Annotated in this window: 14 protein-coding genes; 6 read left to right on the forward strand and 8 right to left on the reverse strand. The window is 71.4% G+C overall.

Annotated elements, in window-relative coordinates; genetic code table 11:
• Positions 1 to 89: 89 nt before the first annotated feature.
• Positions 90 to 1,061 (forward strand): cutinase family protein, encoded by a 972-nt coding sequence (locus C4T78_RS10270; protein WP_177247692.1) that lies wholly within the window; start codon positions 90 to 92, stop codon positions 1,059 to 1,061.
• A 4-nt stretch (positions 1,062 to 1,065) separates the two neighbouring features.
• On the opposite strand, the gene C4T78_RS10275 is transcribed toward C4T78_RS10270, so the two are convergent.
• Positions 1,066 to 1,911 carry an NAD(P)H-binding protein gene (locus tag C4T78_RS10275; RefSeq protein WP_093355578.1) on the reverse strand — a complete coding sequence of 282 codons (846 nt, stop codon included), beginning with the start codon at positions 1,909 to 1,911 and terminating at the stop codon, positions 1,066 to 1,068.
• An 80-nt stretch (positions 1,912 to 1,991) separates the two neighbouring features.
• Between C4T78_RS10275 and C4T78_RS10280 the strand changes: the two genes are divergently transcribed.
• Positions 1,992 to 2,927, forward strand: coding sequence for an AraC family transcriptional regulator (locus C4T78_RS10280; RefSeq protein ID WP_093355581.1), 936 nt, complete (start codon positions 1,992 to 1,994; stop codon positions 2,925 to 2,927).
• 82 nt (positions 2,928 to 3,009) lie between these two features.
• On the opposite strand, the gene C4T78_RS10285 is transcribed toward C4T78_RS10280, so the two are convergent.
• Positions 3,010 to 3,780, reverse strand: a complete 771-nt coding sequence (locus C4T78_RS10285) for a GolD/DthD family dehydrogenase (protein WP_093355585.1) — start codon at positions 3,778 to 3,780, stop codon at positions 3,010 to 3,012.
• Between the two features lie 280 nt (positions 3,781 to 4,060).
• On the opposite strand from C4T78_RS10285, the gene C4T78_RS10290 reads away from it, so the two are divergent.
• Both C4T78_RS10290 and C4T78_RS10295 read left to right on the forward strand, forming a co-directional pair.
• On the forward strand, positions 4,061 to 5,830 hold the full coding sequence (locus tag C4T78_RS10290) for an FUSC family protein (protein WP_093355588.1): 1,770 nt from the start codon (positions 4,061 to 4,063) through the stop codon (positions 5,828 to 5,830).
• 77 nt (positions 5,831 to 5,907) lie between these two features.
• Positions 5,908 to 6,762 carry an LLM class F420-dependent oxidoreductase gene (locus C4T78_RS10295; protein ID WP_093355861.1) on the forward strand — a complete coding sequence of 285 codons (855 nt, stop codon included), beginning with the start codon at positions 5,908 to 5,910 and terminating at the stop codon, positions 6,760 to 6,762.
• Positions 6,763 to 6,810: 48 nt separating this feature from the next.
• On the opposite strand, the gene C4T78_RS10300 is transcribed toward C4T78_RS10295, so the two are convergent.
• Entirely contained in the window at positions 6,811 to 7,941 is a 1,131-nt protein-coding gene (locus C4T78_RS10300) for an aromatic ring-hydroxylating oxygenase subunit alpha (protein WP_093355590.1), read from the reverse strand.
• 698 nt (positions 7,942 to 8,639) lie between these two features.
• Here C4T78_RS10300 and C4T78_RS10305 point away from each other — a divergent pair.
• Positions 8,640 to 10,412: a BCCT family transporter gene (locus tag C4T78_RS10305; RefSeq protein ID WP_093355593.1), complete on the forward strand. Its 1,773-nt coding sequence runs from the start codon at positions 8,640 to 8,642 to the stop codon at positions 10,410 to 10,412.
• A gap of 95 nt (positions 10,413 to 10,507) precedes the next feature.
• Here C4T78_RS10305 and purU read toward each other — a convergent pair whose 3' ends face one another.
• Positions 10,508 to 11,356, reverse strand: a complete 849-nt coding sequence (gene purU, locus C4T78_RS10310; protein WP_093355596.1) for a formyltetrahydrofolate deformylase — start codon at positions 11,354 to 11,356, stop codon at positions 10,508 to 10,510.
• A gap of 362 nt (positions 11,357 to 11,718) precedes the next feature.
• Here purU and C4T78_RS10315 point away from each other — a divergent pair, with 362 nt between their 5' ends.
• The gene (locus C4T78_RS10315) at positions 11,719 to 12,384 is read left to right on the forward strand and encodes a GntR family transcriptional regulator (protein ID WP_093355598.1); all 666 of its coding nucleotides are present in this window, start codon (positions 11,719 to 11,721) and stop codon (positions 12,382 to 12,384) included.
• A 20-nt stretch (positions 12,385 to 12,404) separates the two neighbouring features.
• Here the strand turns inward: C4T78_RS10315 and folP are convergent, their stop codons facing one another.
• The 4 genes from folP to C4T78_RS10335 all read right to left on the reverse strand — a co-directional run bounded on the left by folP (position 12,405) and on the right by C4T78_RS10335 (position 17,332).
• Positions 12,405 to 13,280: a dihydropteroate synthase gene (gene folP, locus C4T78_RS10320; protein ID WP_093355601.1), complete on the reverse strand. Its 876-nt coding sequence runs from the start codon at positions 13,278 to 13,280 to the stop codon at positions 12,405 to 12,407.
• A complete protein-coding gene (locus C4T78_RS10325; protein ID WP_093355603.1) occupies positions 13,277 to 14,155 on the reverse strand; it encodes a bifunctional 5,10-methylenetetrahydrofolate dehydrogenase/5,10-methenyltetrahydrofolate cyclohydrolase in 879 nt (292 codons plus the stop codon). Before C4T78_RS10325 ends, folP begins: the two co-directional genes overlap by 4 nt.
• Positions 14,152 to 14,772, reverse strand: a complete 621-nt coding sequence (locus tag C4T78_RS10330; protein ID WP_093355606.1) for a cyclodeaminase/cyclohydrolase family protein — start codon at positions 14,770 to 14,772, stop codon at positions 14,152 to 14,154. Before C4T78_RS10330 ends, C4T78_RS10325 begins: the two co-directional genes overlap by 4 nt.
• Positions 14,773 to 14,857: 85 nt before the next feature.
• Complete coding sequence (locus tag C4T78_RS10335; RefSeq protein ID WP_093355608.1) at positions 14,858 to 17,332, reverse strand: GcvT family protein; 2,475 nt, start codon at positions 17,330 to 17,332, stop codon at positions 14,858 to 14,860.
• Positions 17,333 to 17,365: the final 33 nt, after the last annotated feature.

The following is a 17,365-nucleotide window of genomic DNA, read 5'->3' on the forward strand; positions in this document are numbered from 1 at the left end:
GCGATCTCCGTTGACGCGCGATCACCACCGGGCGAGCATGCTCACGCGTTCCCGGAATGCGCGCTGGCGCGCGAACGGAGAGGTGCCGCATGCGATTCGCGAAGAAGGCGTTGCTCGCGCTGTCCGGCGCCGTGCTGGTCGCCGCCGGGTTGAGCGGCGCGGAGATCGCGACGGCGGCCCCGCCGCAGTCGGCCGGGTGCGGCGACCTGTACGTCCTGACCGACGGCCGCGGTCGCGGGCTCACCGGCCGGACCTGGGACGACGCCGGTACGACGGTGCCCGCCGGCGCCCGGATGGAGAAGTTCCTGTACGACGACGGAATCGTCCCGGGCGTGCACCCGCACAGCCTGGACAACACGCGGCGGGTGGCCGCCCCGGCGCTGGAGCGCAAGGTCGTCGACTTCCACCGCGCCTGCCCGGGTTCCCGGATCACCCTCGTCGGCTACTCCTTCGGCGCGCTCATCTCCGGCGACGCCGCCGAACTGCTGGCCGCGCGGAACGAGGTGCCGGACCAGCTGATCAGCGCCGTGCTGATCGCCGATCCGCGGCGCCACGTCACGAACACCACCGCGCAGGGCCCGTCCGGCGGCATCATGTCGGTCGCCCCGGACGGGCCGGGCATGCACACGCCCGGCCCGCGCGAGTTCGGCGACATCGAGGTGGCGAGCATCTGCCGGGAGGACGACGTGGTCTGCCACGCCGCGAACCCCGTCTCCAACGCGGTGGCGTTCAACGGCCAGCTGCAACGACTTCCCACCGCGCACGGTGCGTACGGTGCCCCGGGCCAGAACTTCTGGGCCAGGCCGGCCGATTTCGCCGGTGTCGGCGACCTGCTGCTGCCGCCCTCCGCACCGATCGCCTGGGGACCGCCCGCGTTCCCGGCTCCGATGCCGCGGGAGGTCCTCAACGACAACCCGACCTACCAGCGCGTGATGGACGGTCTGACGGAGTCGGGCGATGCTCTGGCCTGGGCCGAGGTGCTGAACTCCTTCGGCCTGCCCGGCGACGAGATCGTGCACGGGTTCTGGAAGGCCCTGCAAGAAGCGGGCGCCGGGTACTGAGGCGTCAGACCGACCACCCGCCCGCAGCGGCCGTGGATCGGGCGAATTCGGCGAAGGTGCGCGGCTCGCGGCCGAGAGCGCGCTGCACGCCGTCGGATACGTGGGCGTCGGTGCCGTTGCGGAGCGGTTCGAGGACGTCGGCGAAGCCCGCCGCCTCCGGGGCCGGGATGCCCTGGGCGACCTGTTCGGCGACGAAGTCCTCGACGGACAGCGGCACGTAGCGGATCTCGCGACCGGCGGCGGTGGAGATCGCGGCGACCGCCTCGGCCAAGGTCAGCGCCTCGGGACCGGACAGCTCGTAGATCTGGCCGGAGTGGCCCGCCTCGGTCAGCGCCGCGACCACGACCGCCGCGATGTCCTCGGCGTCGACGAAGCTGACCGCCCCGTCACCTCCGGGCAACCGCAACTCGCCGGCCGCGACGGCCTCGGCGAAGAAGCCCTCGCTGAAGTTCTGCGCGAACCAGCCCGGACGGCTGATCGTCCACTCCAGACCGCTCTCCCGCACGGCGGCCTCGCTGTCGAGCAGGGCGTCCCGGACGCCGCCCGGATCGTTGGCGTAGTCCGGGTCGTCGATCCCACGCCCGGAGGCGAGCACGAGCCGCCGCACCCCGTGCCGCACCGCCCGCTCGACGAACGGGCGGACGAACCGCGTGCCGTCCACCTGGACGAGGTAGGCGGCCCGGACTCCCTCCAGAGCCGAATCCCAGGTCCGGCCGTCGGCCCAGTCGAAGGTGTGCTCGCCGCCGCGCGATGCGGCGCGCACCGGCAGTCCCGCGGCGCGCAGCCGCGCGGCGACTCGGCTGCCGGACTTGCCGGTCGCCCCGGTGACGAGAATCGGGTTTTCAGACATGGCTTCAGCCAATCAGCCTGAATCGAGACGATCCATGGCTGATGAGCTCCGCTCGATGTCCGGGCGTCTACGCTGGAGGTGTGGACGCCGTGTCAGAGCTGTTGGCCGAAGTGCGGGCGCGTGGCGCCGTCTTCCGGCAGGCGATCGTCCGGCCGCCGTGGGCGCTGCGGATGTCCAGCGGTGCGTCGCTGACGCTGGCCACGATGCTGCACAGTCCCGCGTGGATCGTCCCCGACCAGCGCGAACCGGTGCGCATCGAAGCCGGCGACATCGCCGTGATCCGCGGTGACGTGCCCTACGCGGTGGCCGACGATCCCGCGACCAGCCCGTCGGCGGTGGTGACCGAGGCCGACTACTGCTCGGCGACCGAGGGCGTGGAGCACGCGGCGGCCCGGACCTGCGGAACACCTGCCGCCGGGGCAGCCGTGCTGCTCAGCGGCGCGTTCGAGCGCCAGGGCGAGCTCAGCGCGCAGCTGCTCCAGGCACTGCCAGCGGTGCTGGTGGTGCCCGCCGAGGAGCGTCTCTTCCCGTCGCCGGAGCAGGTCGCCGAGGAGATCGCCCGGGACCGGCCCGGCCAGCAGCTGGTGCTGGACCGGCTCATGGATCTGATGCTGGTCTCCGCGCTGCGCAGCTGGTTCGACAACCCGGACGCCGATGCGCCGGCCTGGTGCCGCGCGCTGGACGATCCGGTGGTGGGCACCGCGCTGCGGCTGCTGCACGACTCGCCCGCACACCCGTGGACCGTGGCGGAGCTGGCGGCGAAGGCTGGCGTGTCGCGGGCGGCGCTGGCCCGGCGGTTCACCGCCCTGATCGGCGAACCACCGATGGCCTACCTGACGAGCTGGCGGATCGCGCTGGCCGCCGACCTGCTGCGCAAGACCGACCGCACGGTGGACGCGATCGCGCGGAAAGTGGGTTACTCCAACGCTTTCGCGCTGAGCGTGGCGTTCAAGCGGCTGCGCGGCACACGGCCCAGCGACCACCGGAAACGGGACGCCGAGCAGCGGACGGGATGACGCCGGTCGCAGGCACCGCGCCCGCAGGACGAGCCGGACCCGCCGCATCCCGGTCCGGTGCGGCGGGTCCGGTTCGCAGTCCTCAGCGCGCGGTGTAGCCGCCGTCGACCAGCAGATCGGCCCCGTTGATCATCGCCGAGGAGTCGGAGGCCAGGAAGACAGCGGTGGCCGCGATCTCCTCGGGGAGGGCGAAGCGGCCGGTGGGGATGACCGCCTTCAGCGCATCGCCCTTGGGCCCCTCCCAGGCCTTGCGGCCGAGCTCGGTGAGCACCACCGTGGGCGAGATCGAGTTGACCGTGACCCCGCGACCGGCCCACTCCGCGGCCAGCACCTTGGTCAGGCCGATCACGCCGAACTTGGAGGCGCAGTAGGCGGCGTGCTGGTCCAGCGCGACGCTGCCTGCCTGCGAGGCGAGGTTGATGATCCGCCCCCTGCCCGCCGCGAGCATGTGCTTGCCCACCGCCTGCGAGACCAGGAACGTGCCGGTCAGGTTGACCGCCAGCGTCTTGTCCCACGCCTGCTGCCCCAGCTCCTCGGCAGGTGCCAGCAGCGCAACGCCCGCGCTGTTCACCAGGACGTCGACACGGCCGAAAGCGTCGATCACGGCTGCCACCGCCGCCTCGACCGAAGCCGCGTCGGAGACGTCGCAGGCGAATCCCCGCGCACCGCCGCCGATGCGGTCGGCCTGCGCCCGCGCCGCCTCTTCCTGCAGGTCGAGGATGGCGACCCGGGCGCCCTTCGCGGCGTAGGCGGCCGCGATCGCGCCGCCGATGCCCGACGCCCCTCCCGTGATGACCGCGACCTTGTCCGCGAGCCCGAAGTCCAGGTCCACGTCCGCAGGTTCCATCGTCATTGGCGTTCTCCTCACACCGTTGCTCCAGTTGGAGCAGAACCTACCCAACGCGGCCCGGCGGACGAGCCGCTCGGGTGCTCCGTCTGCGGTAGTCACCGTGCGTCCCGCGTCGACCCGGCAGGGTGACGGCTGGTGGCCGGGCACCTCGTGCTTCCCGACCAGCTGCCTGGCCCGGACCGGCTGGGCGGCGGCGCCGGTCCGAGCGCGGCGCGGTGGTGCTCGGGCTGCCCAGCGGTCATGATCTCCGGACCGCACACCCGCGTTCGGAGCGAGGAGGCAGATGAGCACCACCAACGGCGCACCGGCCCCGGCGAAGGGCAGTCCGATGCTGCTCGTCCTGTTCGCGGTGGTGCTGGCGCCGACGTTCCTCATCGGCTACGCGGTCGGTGCCGGCTCGGCTTCCGTCGTGGGCGGGTTCGTCGCCATGTACTCGCTCATCGCCTTCCTCGGCGGGCCGCTGCGCGCTGATCTCCGCCTGGCCGCGGCCCTGAGCCCGCTGCTGCTGTTCGCGGCGATCGTGCCGCGGCTGCTCGGCGAGGTCTCCCGGCCCGCCGCGATCGGCGTGATCGTGGTGATCGTCTTCGTCGCGGCGCTGCTGCCGCTGCGCGGACCGCGCTTCGTCACCGTCGGGCTCGGACTGGGCATGGTCACGCTGTTCGCCTACGGCATGGCGCTGATCGGTCCCGCCGGCCCCTGGCAGGTCGTCATCGCCGCCGTGACCGGCGTGGCGACGGCCGTCGTGCTGCGCGTCCTGCTCGGGATCGGCGATCCGTCCAAGGCGACCCGCGAGAAGATCGCCGACGTCCTCGACGCCGACGTCCCCGCGCTGACCACGGCCTTCGACACGTGGCTGGCCGACGGTCGCCGCCGCTGGCTCGGCATCGCGCTCGGCGCCGCCTCCCACTACCGCCTGGCCCTGCACTCGGCCGAGGCGGTCCAGCGCGCCCAGCAGGCGGAAGCCGCGGACGGCGAACTCGTCGCGCTGCGCACCCGCGCCCACGAGCTCGCCGAGCGGCTGCGCACCAAGAAGCCCGGCCCCGCACCGCAGGCCGGGGCCGGCGAGGTGACGATCGGGTTCGGCACCGAGGCCTCGGCCGCTCTCGATGCCGTCGAACGGGCCATCACCGAGCGGGACACCTCGCGGGTGTCGCCGGCCGACCGGTTGCGGACGTCCGTGCTGCGGCCGAGCGTGCGGCTGCGCTCGATCCAGGTCCGGCACGCGGTGCGCACGGCCTTCGGGCTGCTGCTGATCCTGGTGATCACCTCGTACCTGCCCGCAGGCGATCCGCTGGTGGCGACCGCGCTGCTGACCACCTTCGGCATCCTGCAGGCGAGCTGGCGGGAAACGCTGAACAAGGCACGTCCGCGCGTCATCGGGCTGGTCGGTGGCGCGGCGCTGGCCGTCGTGATCATCCTGGTGGTGCCCGCGCCGTACCTGCCCGTGGTCGCCCTGACGGCGCTCGTCGTCGCGCTGTGGAACATGATGTCCCGGCCCGCGGTGGCCTACACGTTCATGGTGGTCGTGACGGTCGGCTTCAACACCTCGCTGCGGCACACCGATCCGGTCCACACCCTGGTCGAGTACGCGGTGCTGACGCTCATCGCGGCGCTCATCGGCGTCCTCGTCGGCTTCGCCGTCGTTCCCGGCCTGCGCCCGGAACCGCTGCGGCAGCGGATCGTCGCAGCGCGCGCGAAGACCGAGCAGGCGCTGCGGGCGATGACCGGGCCGGACCGGGCCGAAGCGCTCGCGCTGCACCGGGCCGCGGCGCAAGCCCGCGCCGAACTCACCCCCGACCGCGAACAACTCGACGACGACCAGCTCGCCGAGCTCGACCGCTTCCGGGCCGCCCTGCGCGACCTCTCGATGCTCGGCACCACCGCGGCCCTCGGCCGGACCTCCGACACCGAGCGGCTCAGAGCCGCACTCGACGAAGCTCCCGCACCGGCCGACGGCGAAACGCCTGCCGGGCTGGAGTCGATCGTGGCCGGACTGGCCGATCAGGTCCGGACATCCGAAGCCCAGCTCCTGGCCGCGCTCCCCGACCGCTGACGGTCAGCCGTTCCGCCACGAAGTGAAACGTGTTCTAATCGTGGTCCGGAAGCGGAGCAGGGATCGGAGGAATGCCGGTGCGATACGGCGTCGTGCTGTTCACCAGTGATCGCGGCATCTCGCCCGCCGAGGCCGCGCGGACCGCGGAAGAGGCCGGGTTCCACTCGTTCGCCGTCCCCGAGCACACCCACATCCCCGTGCGGCGGGACGCCGCGCACCCGGGCACGGGCACCGAGGAACTGCCCGACGACCGCTACCAGCGCACGCTCGACCCGTGGGTCGCGCTGGCGACCGCGGCTTCGGTGACGCGGCGGATCACGCTGTCCACCGCAGTCGCGCTGCCCACCGAGCACGATCCCATCACGCTGGCCAAGACGATCGCGACGCTCGACCACCTCTCCGGCGGGCGCGTCGCGCTGGGCACCGGCTTCGGCTGGAACACCGACGAACTGGCCGACCACGGCATCCCGGGCGGCCGGCGCAAGACCGCGCTGCGCGAGTACCTCGGCGCCATGCGCGCGCTGTGGACGCAGGACGAAGCGAGCTACGACGGCGAGTTCGTCAGCTTCGGCCCGAGCTGGGCCTGGCCGAAACCGGTGCGCTCGGGGCACATCCCGGTGCTGCTCGGCGCGGGCGGCACGGAGCGCAACTTCGCCTGGGCGGTGCAGCACACCGACGGGTGGATCACCACGCCGCGCGAACGCGACGTCGAGGAGCGGGTGCGGCGCTTGCGGGAGCTCTGGGAGGAAGCGGGCCGGGACGGCGAGCCCCGAGTGATCGCGCTGGCGGGCAAGCCCGACGCGGAAGCGCTGACCGCGTGGGCCGCCTGCGGCGTGACCGAGGTCCTGTTCGGACTGCCCGACGCGCCCGCCGAAGTGGTCACCTCCTACATCACCCGGCTGGCCGACCGGATCGGCATCGCGGCGGCGTAGGCGGGGCGTCCGGCCACCGCGCTGAAGTCCCCGCCCGGAACGCCCGGGTCAGGAGTCGCTCTCGCCGATCTGCTCCCGGACCCACTCGTGGAACGCCGCGATGTGGTGCTCGCTGGGCACGAAGACGCCACCGCGGGCGTAAGCCCGGGAGTCCATCGACAGCTGGCAGCGTTCGCACGCCTCGAAGTCCTGCCGGTTGACCCGGTCGAACAGCTCCACGGAGTGGGACAGGTCGCGACCCGATTCGACGACTTCCGGCAGGTACAGCCAGTCGCACTCGATCAGCGTCCGGTCCGGTGCCACCGGGAACATCCGGTGCAGGATCACGTGGTCCGGCACCAGGTTGACGAACACCTGGGGCCGCACGGTGATCGCGTAGTAGCGGCGGTCCTGGTGCTCGCCGATACCGGGCAGCCGGTCGAGACCGGCGCTGCCGTCCACGGTGAAGCCCTCGACGTCCGATCCGAACTCCGCGCCGTGCCCGACGTAGTACTGCGCGGCGAAGCCGTCGGCGAACTCCGGCAGCACCTCGGTCAGCTCCGGGTGGATCGTCGCGCAGTGGTAGCACTCCATGAAGTTCTCGATGATCTGCTTCCAGTTCGCCTTGACGTCGTAGCCGATCCGCGCGCCCAGGCTCAGCGCGGCGATGTCGTAGGCCTCGATCTCCCCCGCGTCACCGAGCCGCTGCCCGACGTCGGCGATCACGGTGTCCTCGAAGGACGGCGGCTCGTCGGCCAGACACACCCAGGCGTAGCCCAGCCACTCGCGCAGGTGCACCCGCTTGAGCCCGAACTCGGTCCGGTCCACGTCGGGCATGCTGGTCAGGTTCGGCGCGGCGACCAGCTTGCCGTCCAGGGCGTAGGTCCAGGCGTGGTAGGGGCACTGGAAGGAGCGCTTCACCTGTCCCGACTCCTCGGTGCACAGCTGCGCGCCGCGGTGCCGGCACACGTTGAGGAAGGCGTTCAGCTCGCCGCCGCGGCCCCGGGCGACGAGCACGCTCTCCCGCCCGACCTGCACGGTGCGGAACTCACCCGGCTGGTCCAGGTCATCGCTGCGCACCGCGCAGAACCAGTGCGCCTCGAAGATGCGGGACTGCTCCAGGGCGAAGATCGCCGGATCGGTGTAGAAGTGGCCGGCCGGGGTGGCCAGCAGGCTCTGCGTCGGTCCGGTCTTCGTCATGGCGACCTCACTCCGTGGTAGGGCACCCCGTCCTGCTCCGGGGTCGGTGGGTGGGGAACACGTGCCCGATCCGCACGAGCGCCCGCTGCGGTATCAGCGGAGCGCCCGGCGCGGTGCACCGCTGCGGAGTCCTCGGGGATCGAGCGGAACCGGCGAGGACGTGGTGGGTGCGCGATGAGCACACCGTTCCTCCTCGAGGAACACACGATGAACACGGCCGGATCCGCTGTCAAGGACGTTCGCCGGTGCGGCCAGCGGCGCGTGCGGGCATCGCCGCACTGCGGTCGGCGAAAGGCCCTCGCGACGAGCAGGCAAAACCCCGGTCGCGCGTCGTGCTGAAGTACACAATGGACGATCTCCGTCAGCGGAATCCGCTTTCCCCGCGAGCCGCGTGTCCTTCTATGTGCAACACTTCGGCCGCTCCCCTCCGGGATGATCCGGATGATCCTGCTGCGATGGGCACTTCCGCATCCGCACGCCGCGCGGACGAAGGGTGGCTTCCTTGACACCGGGTCGCGCCCACGGCATCGTCTACCGCATTCCCAACGCCGCCAGGCCTTCCGCGCCCGGCCGTGCGTCCGGCCGCTGATCGCCGCCGAAATACCCCGGACAACCCGGTTCCGCTGTCCTCGCCGCGCCGGCGCGCTCCCTCTTCAACGCGATCGAGAGGAGGCGACGTCCCCTGGACGTCGATCCGCATGACTCCGCGAACCCCCACCACCACTGCTGATCCTTCCCCTCGGCCCCGGGTCGACCACGTCGTGTTCGGCGTTTCCGCTTTCCTCGCCCTGGCTTTCGTCGTCTTGGGACTGTGGCGCACCGACCTGCTTAGCAGCATGTCCTCGACCGCGCTCGACTGGCTGATCACCAACGGCGGCTGGGCTTTCGTCCTCGTCGCAAGCGGATTGGTGGTCTTCGCGCTGTGGCTGGCCGCCAGCCGGTACGGGCGGATCCCGCTCGGCGCGGACGACGAATCCCCTGAGTTCAAGACGATTTCCTGGGTGGCGATGATGTTCAGCGCCGGGATGGGCATCGGCCTGATGTTCTACGGCGTCAGCGAGCCGCTGGCCCACTTCGCCGCGCCACCACCGGGAACCGTGCCGGCCGGCAGCGACGCGGCGGTGGAGACCGCGATGGCCACCTCGCTGTTCCACTGGACGCTGCACCCGTGGGCGATCTACGCCGTCGTGGGGCTCGCGATCGCCTACAGCGGCTTCCGCCGCGGGCGCAGCCAGTTGATCAGCTCCGTGTTCGCACCGCTGCTGGGCGAGCGGAAATCCGCCGGTCCGCTGGGAAAGCTGATCGACGTGCTCGCCATCTTCGCGACGCTGTTCGGTTCGGCCGCCTCGCTGGGTCTCGGCACCCTGCAGATCGGCAGCGGCCTCCGCGCCAGCGGGTGGTTGCCCGACTCACCCGGAGTCGGCGTTCTGGTGGCGGTGATCGGGTTGCTGACGGTCGCATTCGTCGCCTCCGCGGTATCGGGAGTGGCCAAGGGGATCCAGTGGCTGTCCAACACCAACATGGTGCTCGCCGCCGTGCTGGCGGTGTTCCTGCTCGCGGTGGGCCCGACCGTGTTCATCCTCGGCCTGGTGCCCTCGTCGATCGGGAGCTACTTCCGCGACCTGGCCGAGATGACCGCCCGCACCGGCGCCACCGGCGGCGATGCCATGCACGAGTGGCTCTCCTCGTGGACGATCTTCTACTGGGCGTGGTGGATCTCCTGGACTCCCTTCGTCGGCATGTTCATCGCGCGGATCAGCCGCGGCCGCACCATCCGCCAGTTCGTCTGCGGCGCCGTGCTCGTGCCCGCCACCGTCAGCGTGGTCTGGTTCGCCGTCTTCGGCGGCGCGGCGATCGACGTCCGGCGCCACGACGCCGGTCCGGCCGCCGCAGGCACCGCGGAGGCGCAGTTGTTCGACGTGCTCGCGCACTTCCCGTGGAGCGCGGCCACCGGCGTCCTGGTCATGGTTCTCGTGGCGATCTTCTTCGTCTCCGGTGCCGACGCGGCGTCGGTGGTGATGGGCACGTTGTCGCAGCGCGGGTCGATCGAACCGCGCAGCTCCGTCGTCGTGTTCTGGGGTGTGGCGACAGGAGCCGTCGCCGCCGTCCTGCTGATCGTGGGCGGGGGCGGTGACGACGCGCTCGCCGGGCTGCAGAACCTGACGATCATCGTGGCGGCCCCGTTCACCGCGGTCATCGTCGTGCTGTGCGTGGCGCTGGCGAAGGACCTGCGCAGCGACCCGCTGATCCTGCGGTCCGAGAAGGGCGCCGAGATGATCGAAGCCGCGGTGCGCACCGGAGATGACCGATACGACGGCGATTTCCAGCTCCAGGTCTGCAGCGCGGAGCCGAACACCACTGAGCCGCAAGGGGAATCCGAGAACGGGCCGGACACCGAAGGCGTTGCGCACCGGACGCTCGACGCCGACCCCGCCCGACCGGAGGTGTCGGAGCGAACCGGCAGTCTCTGAAACGGCACCCGGAAGGGCACCCCGCCGCTCGGCGAGGTGCCCTTCCGCTCTGCTGCGGTGATGTCATGCCGTGCTCGGGCGGGCAGAGCGGATCGTCACGGGAAGACGACCGTGCTGTGTCCGTTGAGCAGCACTCGGCGCTCGCAGTGCCAGCGCACCGCGCGGGAAAGCGCCAGCGCCTCCGCGTCGCGCCCCACGGTCTGCAGCGCGCGGGGGTCGTGCGTGTGGTCGATCCGGATGACCTCCTGCTCGATGATCGGCCCCTCGTCCAGGTCCGAGGTGACGTAGTGCGCGGTGGCCCCGACCAGCTTCACGCCGCGGTCGTAGGCCTGGTGGTAGGGCTTGGCGCCCTTGAACCCGGGCAGGAACGAGTGGTGGATGTTGATCGCGCGGCCGTACAGCGCCTTGCTGGTCTCGTCGGACAGGATCTGCATGTACCGCGCGAGCACGACCAGGTCGACCTCGTGCTCGTCGACGAGCTGCAGCAGGCGCGCCTCGGCGGCCTCCTTGGTCTCCGGGGTGACCGGGACGTGCACGAACGGCAGGCCCGCGGATTCGGCCATCGGGCGCAGGTCCTGGTGGTTGGACACCACCGCGACGATGTCGGCGCCGAGGCTGCCCGCCCGCCACCGGTAGATCAGGTCGTTCAGGCAGTGGCCGAGCTTCGAGACCATGACCAGGATGCGGGCGTTGGTGCGCGGGCTGAACTCGTAGGTCATCTGGAAGTCGGCGGCCACCGGCTCGAACTCGCGCACCAGCTCCGCCAGGTCGGTGCCGGCCGGTGCGGTGACCTGGGTGCGCATGAACAGCCGGTCGCGCACCGGGTCGTCGAACTGCCGGTGCTCGTCGATGTCGCAGTCGCGCTCGAAGAGGAACCCGCTCACCGCGCGCACGATCCCCGTGCGGTTCGGGCAGCTCAAAGTCAGGGTGAAGGTGTCGGTCACGACGATCTCCTCAGCACTCCAGGATGTTGGGAGCCGGCCCACCGCGGGCGGGTCTCCTCGCACTCGTCCTTCATGTCCGCGCCGGTTCCGGCATGGTCTTGATCGCCTTGTGACGGCGTTGCGCTCGATGTCGATCCCGGCGGCGTCGCGCACTTGTTCCGGCGTCCCGTCGAGGATCTCGGCGGGGCCGTCGAGCAGTGCGACCGCTCTCGCCCTGGTGCTGACGAGGTGGTCATCCGCGGCTCCTGGGTCGCATCAACGCTCCCTCAGATATTGAACTAATATATCAATGTCGGGCAAGGAATGTTTCAAAGAAGTGCCGAATCGCCGGTCCGCCGGGCGCCGGCCCCTAAGATGAGCCCGTGACCACTGCCCCGCAAGGACTCGAGACGCCGCCCACCTCGCTGGCCGAACGCGCCTACGCCGCGATCCAGGATCAGCTGATCATGCTGGACATCCCGCCGCTGGCACCGATCGACGACCTGGCGCTGAGCGAGTCCCTCGGCATCGGCCGCACCCCCGTCCGCGAAGCGCTCAAGCGCCTGGAGGTCGATCGCCTGGTCATCTCCTACCCGCGCCGCGGCACCTTCGCCACCGGCGTGGACATCACCGACCTCGCCTACATCTCCGAGATCCGCGTCCAGCTGGAGCCGCTGGCCGCCCGCCGGGCGGCCGAGAACGCCCCGAAGGTCATGCGCACCAAGCTGACCGAGCTCGCCGACACCATCCAGCACGAGGACGTGATGGTGCTGTCCCGCCACGAGCTGATGCGGTGGGACCTGCACGTGCACCGCTCGATCTACCGCGCGGCGGGCAACCCCCACCTCGAGGACACGCTGGTGCGCTACAACAACCTCGCCACCCGGATCTTCTGCGTGTTCCTGGAGCGCATCACCCACTTCGACCGGCACGTCGAGGAGCACGTGGGCCTGCTGCAGGCCGTGGCCGCCGGCGAGGGCCGCAAGGCCGAGAAGATCGCCAGGGACCACGTGACCGGCTTCGAGAAGGCGATCCGGGCGATCATCTGACCGCCCGGACCACCCGCCGCTCACCACTCCTCGGTCGCCGCGAGCACGCCGAGCGCGTCGACCGTGGCGGCCACGTCGTGGACCCGGAGCACCTTCGCGCCGCGCTGCGCGGCCAGCACCGCGGCGGTGACCGAAGCCGCTTCCCGCTGTTCCACCGGTCTTCCGGTGATCTGCCCCAGCATCGCTTTGCGCGACAGACCGGCCATGACCGGTGCCAGCTCGGCGAACGCACCGAGCGACCGCAGCAGCGCCAGGTTGTGCTCCAAGGTCTTGCCGAAGCCGAAGCCCGGATCGACCACCAGGCGCTCGCGCGGAATGCCCGCGCTCACGCAGGTTTCGATCCGCTCTCGCAGGAAGTCCGCCACTTCGGCCAGCACGTCGCGGTAGTTCGGGTCGTCCTGCATCAGGTGGGGCGGCCGAAGCATGTGCGACAGGCAGACCGGCACGCCCAGCTCGACCGCCGTCCCGACCGCACCGGGATAGCGCAGCGCGCGCACGTCGTTGATCAACGTCGCACCGGCGGCGACGGCGGCTCTCATCACCTCCGGGCGGGAGGTGTCGACGGACAGCGGGGTGTCCGAGATGTGCGCCAGCCGCTCGACGACCGGCACGACGCGGTCGAGCTCTTCGGCGGCGCTCGGCGGGTGCGAACCCGGCCTGGTCGACTCGCCGCCGATGTCGAGGATGTCCGCGCCCTCCTCGATCAAGCGGATGCCGTGCCGGACGGCGGCGTCGCCGTCCCGGTGCGCACCGCCGTCGGAGAACGAATCCGGCGTGACGTTGAGGATTCCGCACACGAGCCTGCGCGGTCCGCGCAGCATCCGCAGCAGACGTCCCGCAGCAGCACCGGATTCGGGATCGGCCAGGCCGGTGTTGGTGCGTTGCGGCTCGGTCATGCGCTGCTCCGCCAGGCCGATTCGACGGTGTGCCGCAGCAGCAGGGCCGTGGTCACCGGCCCGACGCCGCCGGGCACCGGGGTCAGCCCGGCCGCCAGGCCGGTCACCTCGATCTCGTCCACGTCACCGACCAGGCCACCGTCAGCGGTCGGGTTGGTGCCGACGTCGATCACGACCGCGCCCGGGCCCACGTGCTCGGCACCGATCAGGCCGATCCTGCCCACCGCGACGACGAGCACGTCGGCCGGGTGCGTGTGCGCGGCGAGGTCCCGCGTGTGGCGGTGGCACACGGTCACCGTCGCATCGCGCCGCAGCAGCAGCTGGGCCACCGGCTTGCCGACGACGTTGGACCGGCCGACGACGACGGCGCGCCGGCCGGGCAGCGCGATCCCGTGGTGGTCCAGCAGCTCCAGGACCGCTGCGGCGGTCGCCGGCACGAAAGCGGGCAGCCCGGCGCTGAGCCTGCCCAACGATACGGGGTTGGCGCCGTCCACGTCCTTCTCGGGCGCGATCGAGGCGGCGAGGTCCTCGACGGTCGCCCCGCTGGGCAGCGGTGTCTGCAGCATGATCCCGTGGACCGAGGCGTCCGCGCTCAGCCCGGCGAGTTCGCCGCGGATCCGCTCCGGCGTCGCCTCCGCGCCCAGATCGACGACGTCGCACCGGATTCCGGTCTTGGCCGCGGCCTTGGCGATCGAGCGCACGTACCACGCCGTGGACTCGTCGTCGGTGGCCACGACGACGGCCAAGCGCGGCGGGGTACCGGCCTCGGTGAGCTCCGCCGCCGTCCTGGTGACCCCGGCGCGGATCTCCCTGGCGAGCCCGGCACCGCTGAGCACGGCCGTCGTCGGTCCGCTGGACACGAGCTGCCCGGTCATCGCGCGATCACCTCCCGCACCGCGGCGGTGACCTTGTCGGCGCGGGCGGCGATGTCGTCCACGCCTGCGATCGCCGCGGTCAGCTCCGAGCGGTCCGCGGCACCGGTGATCCCGGCGAGGTTGACCTCGACGTTCACCCGGGCCGTGGTCGCTGCGGCGCGAGCGGCATCCGCAGCGGCCGCGACGTCGCTGATGACGTTGCGGTTCCCGATCGGGAGTAGCTGCTCGGCGAGTCCCACGACCTGCTCGGCGACCGCGACCACCTTCGCGGGTACCCGGCCGGCCTCGACCAGCGCGCCCGCGATCGCGTGCGAGCGCGCGGCCTTCTCCTCGTCGGAGGAGCGCGGCAAGCCGTAGGCCTTCCCGACGGCTCCGAAAGCGGAAGCGTCCTCTCCCGCCAGCGTCAGCGCGTGTTCGCGGAGCTCGTCGGAGGCTTCCCGCACCGCGTTGACCGCCGAAGCGTGCTGTGCGTACTTCTCCCCGTCGCTGTAGCGGGCGACCATTCCGATCAGCGCGGCGGCCTGGGCGGCGTGCACCCCGGCGCTCGCGCCACCTCCCGGTGCGGGCACCCGGGCTGCGAGAGAGTTCAGGAACGTTTCGAGGGATTCCAAGCGCATGGCATCGGTCTTCCTGCTCGGCGGGCCAGGCCCGCAGGTGGGAGGGGTGCGCGGTACCGCGAGGACCGCGCACCCCGGCTGGCGGTCAGCGGCGGATGCGGGTCATCTCCGGGTCGACCAGCGGTTCGGCGGTCACGGTGGCACGCACCTTCCGGTCGAAGTACTGGATCTCCACCGAGGTCCCCACCACCGCCGACGCCGGGAGCCAGGCGTAGGCGATCGGCTTGCCGATCGTGTGGCCGAACGCCGCCGACGTGACGTAGCCCGCGGGTTCGCCGTCGAGGAAGACCGGCTCGTGGCCCAGCACCACGCTCCGGCCGTCGTCGACGGTCAGGCAGGCGAGGCGGCGGGTGACGGATTCCTCGCTCAGCCCGGCGATCGCGTCGTGACCGACGTAGTCCGACTTCTTCTTGTTCACGGCGAATCCGAGCCCCGCCTCGTACGGGTTGTGCTCGGTCGTCATGTCGGCGCCCCAGGACCGGTACCCCTTCTCCAGCCGGAGGCTGTTGAACGCGGCACGGCCCGCGGCGATCACGCCGAGCGGCTGCCCGGCTTCCCACAGCGCGTCCCAGAGCCGCTGGCCGTACTCGGCGCTGGTGTAGATCTCCCAGCCGAGCTCGCCCACGTAGGACAACCGCATCGCGGTGACCGGGATGCCGGCGATGTGCGCCCGCTTGAGGCGGAAGTACTTCAGCGCTTCGTGGGAGAAGTCCTCACCGGACAGCGGCTGCACCAGGTCGCGGGCCAGCGGGCCCCACACGCCGATGCAGCACGTCCCGCCGGTGATGTCGCGAATTCGCACGCTGCCGTCGGCCGGTGCTTCTCGGCGGAAGTGGTCCAGGTCGAGGTTGCTGTTGGCACCGACCTGGAACAGCTCGGTGCCGAGCCTGGCCACGGTGACGTCGGACCGGATGCCGCCTGCGCGGTCGAGGACCAGCGCGTAGGTCACCGAGCCCACGGACTTGTCCATCTTGCCGGTGGTCGACCGCTGCAGGAACTCGACCGCTCCCGGCCCGCTGACCTCGATGCGCTTGAGCGAGGTCATGTCGTACATGGCCACCGCGGTGCGGGTCTTCCAGGCCTCGGCGGCGGCGATCGGCGAGTGGAACATCGCCGACCACGCGTCGCGTGACGGCGGCTGCCACTCCGGCGGCAGCTCCTTCACCAGCCGCGCGTTCGCCTCGTACCAGTGCGGCCGTTCCCAGGCGTGCGATTCCAGGAAGAACGCGCCCAGCTCCTTCTGCCGCGCGTGGAACGGGCTCACCCGCAGGTCCCGGGGCGAGAGCTTCGGCTGCAGCGGGTGCAGCACGTCGTAGACCTCGACGAAGTTGCGCTGCGCGGTTTCGCTGACGTAGGCGTCGGTGGTCTCGATCTCGTCGAACCGGTTGACGTCGCAGCCGTGCAGTTCGAGTTCGCTGCGGCCCTCGGTCAGCAGTTGCGCGACGGCGCGGGCCACGCCCGCGGAGTGCGTCACCCACACCGCTTCGGCGACCCAGAAACCGGCCACGTCCGGGGATTCGCCGACCAGCGGCCCGCCGTCGGGGGTGAAGGACATGATGCCGTTGAACCCGGCGTCGATCTTCGCCTCGCGCAGCGACGGGAGCAGCGCCCTGCTGTGCTCCCAGGACGGGGCGAAGTCCTCCTCGGTGAACGGCAGCATCGACGGCATCGCGGCCTCGGTGACGTCGTCGTCGAGCTCGGGCAGCTCGGTGAGCTGCGCGGGCATCGGGCGGTGCGCGTAGCTGCCGATGCCGAGCCGGTCGTTGTGCTCGCGGAAGTACAGGTCGCGGTCCTGGTGGCGCAGGATCGGCAGTCGCGCCTCGATCAGGTCGTCGTTGCGCCCGACGAGCTCGGCGACCTGACCGGTTCGGGCGTACTGGTGCGCCAGCGGCAGCAGCGGCACCTTCATGCCGACCAGCTCGCCGAGCGCCTTGCCCCAGAACCCGGCGCAGGAGACCACCAGATCAGCGCTGATCTCCTCGCCGCTTCCGGTGCGCACCCCGGTGACGCGGCCGCCCTGCTGGAGGACCTCGACGACCCGCGTCGACCCGCGGAACACCGCACCGCGGGACTCCGCGCGGCGGATCAGCGCGGTGACCGCCCGGGGGGCCTTCGCGAGGCCGTCCGTGGGCGTGTGGAAACCGCCCAGCACCTGATCGCGGTCGAGCAGCGGGTGCAGTTCGGCGCACCGCTCCGGCCCGACGACCTCGCCCGGAACGCCCCAGGAAGTGGCCCAGCCCTGCCTGCGGTGCAGGTCGGCGAGCCGTTCCGGGGTGGTCGCGATCTCGAGGCCGCCGACCTGGTTGAAGCACCAGGCGCCGTCGACGTCGAGGCTCTTGAACTTCTCCACCGTGTAGGTGGCCAGCTTGGTCATCGTCTGCGAACCGTTGGTCTGGAAGACCAGACCGGGTGCGTGCGAGGTCGAGCCGCCGGCGAGCGGCAGCGGCCCCTGGTCGAGGACGGTGATGTCGGCCCAGCCGCGCTGGGTGAGCTCGTCGGCCAGGTTGGCACCGACGATCCCGGCTCCGATGATGACGACGCGTGGGTTGGTGGTGCTCATGACGGAGTCTCCTAACTGGACGGTCCGCGGTGA

This window comes from Saccharopolyspora kobensis, from assembly GCF_900108315.1.
GTDB classification, from domain to species: domain Bacteria; phylum Actinomycetota; class Actinomycetes; order Mycobacteriales; family Pseudonocardiaceae; genus Saccharopolyspora; species Saccharopolyspora kobensis.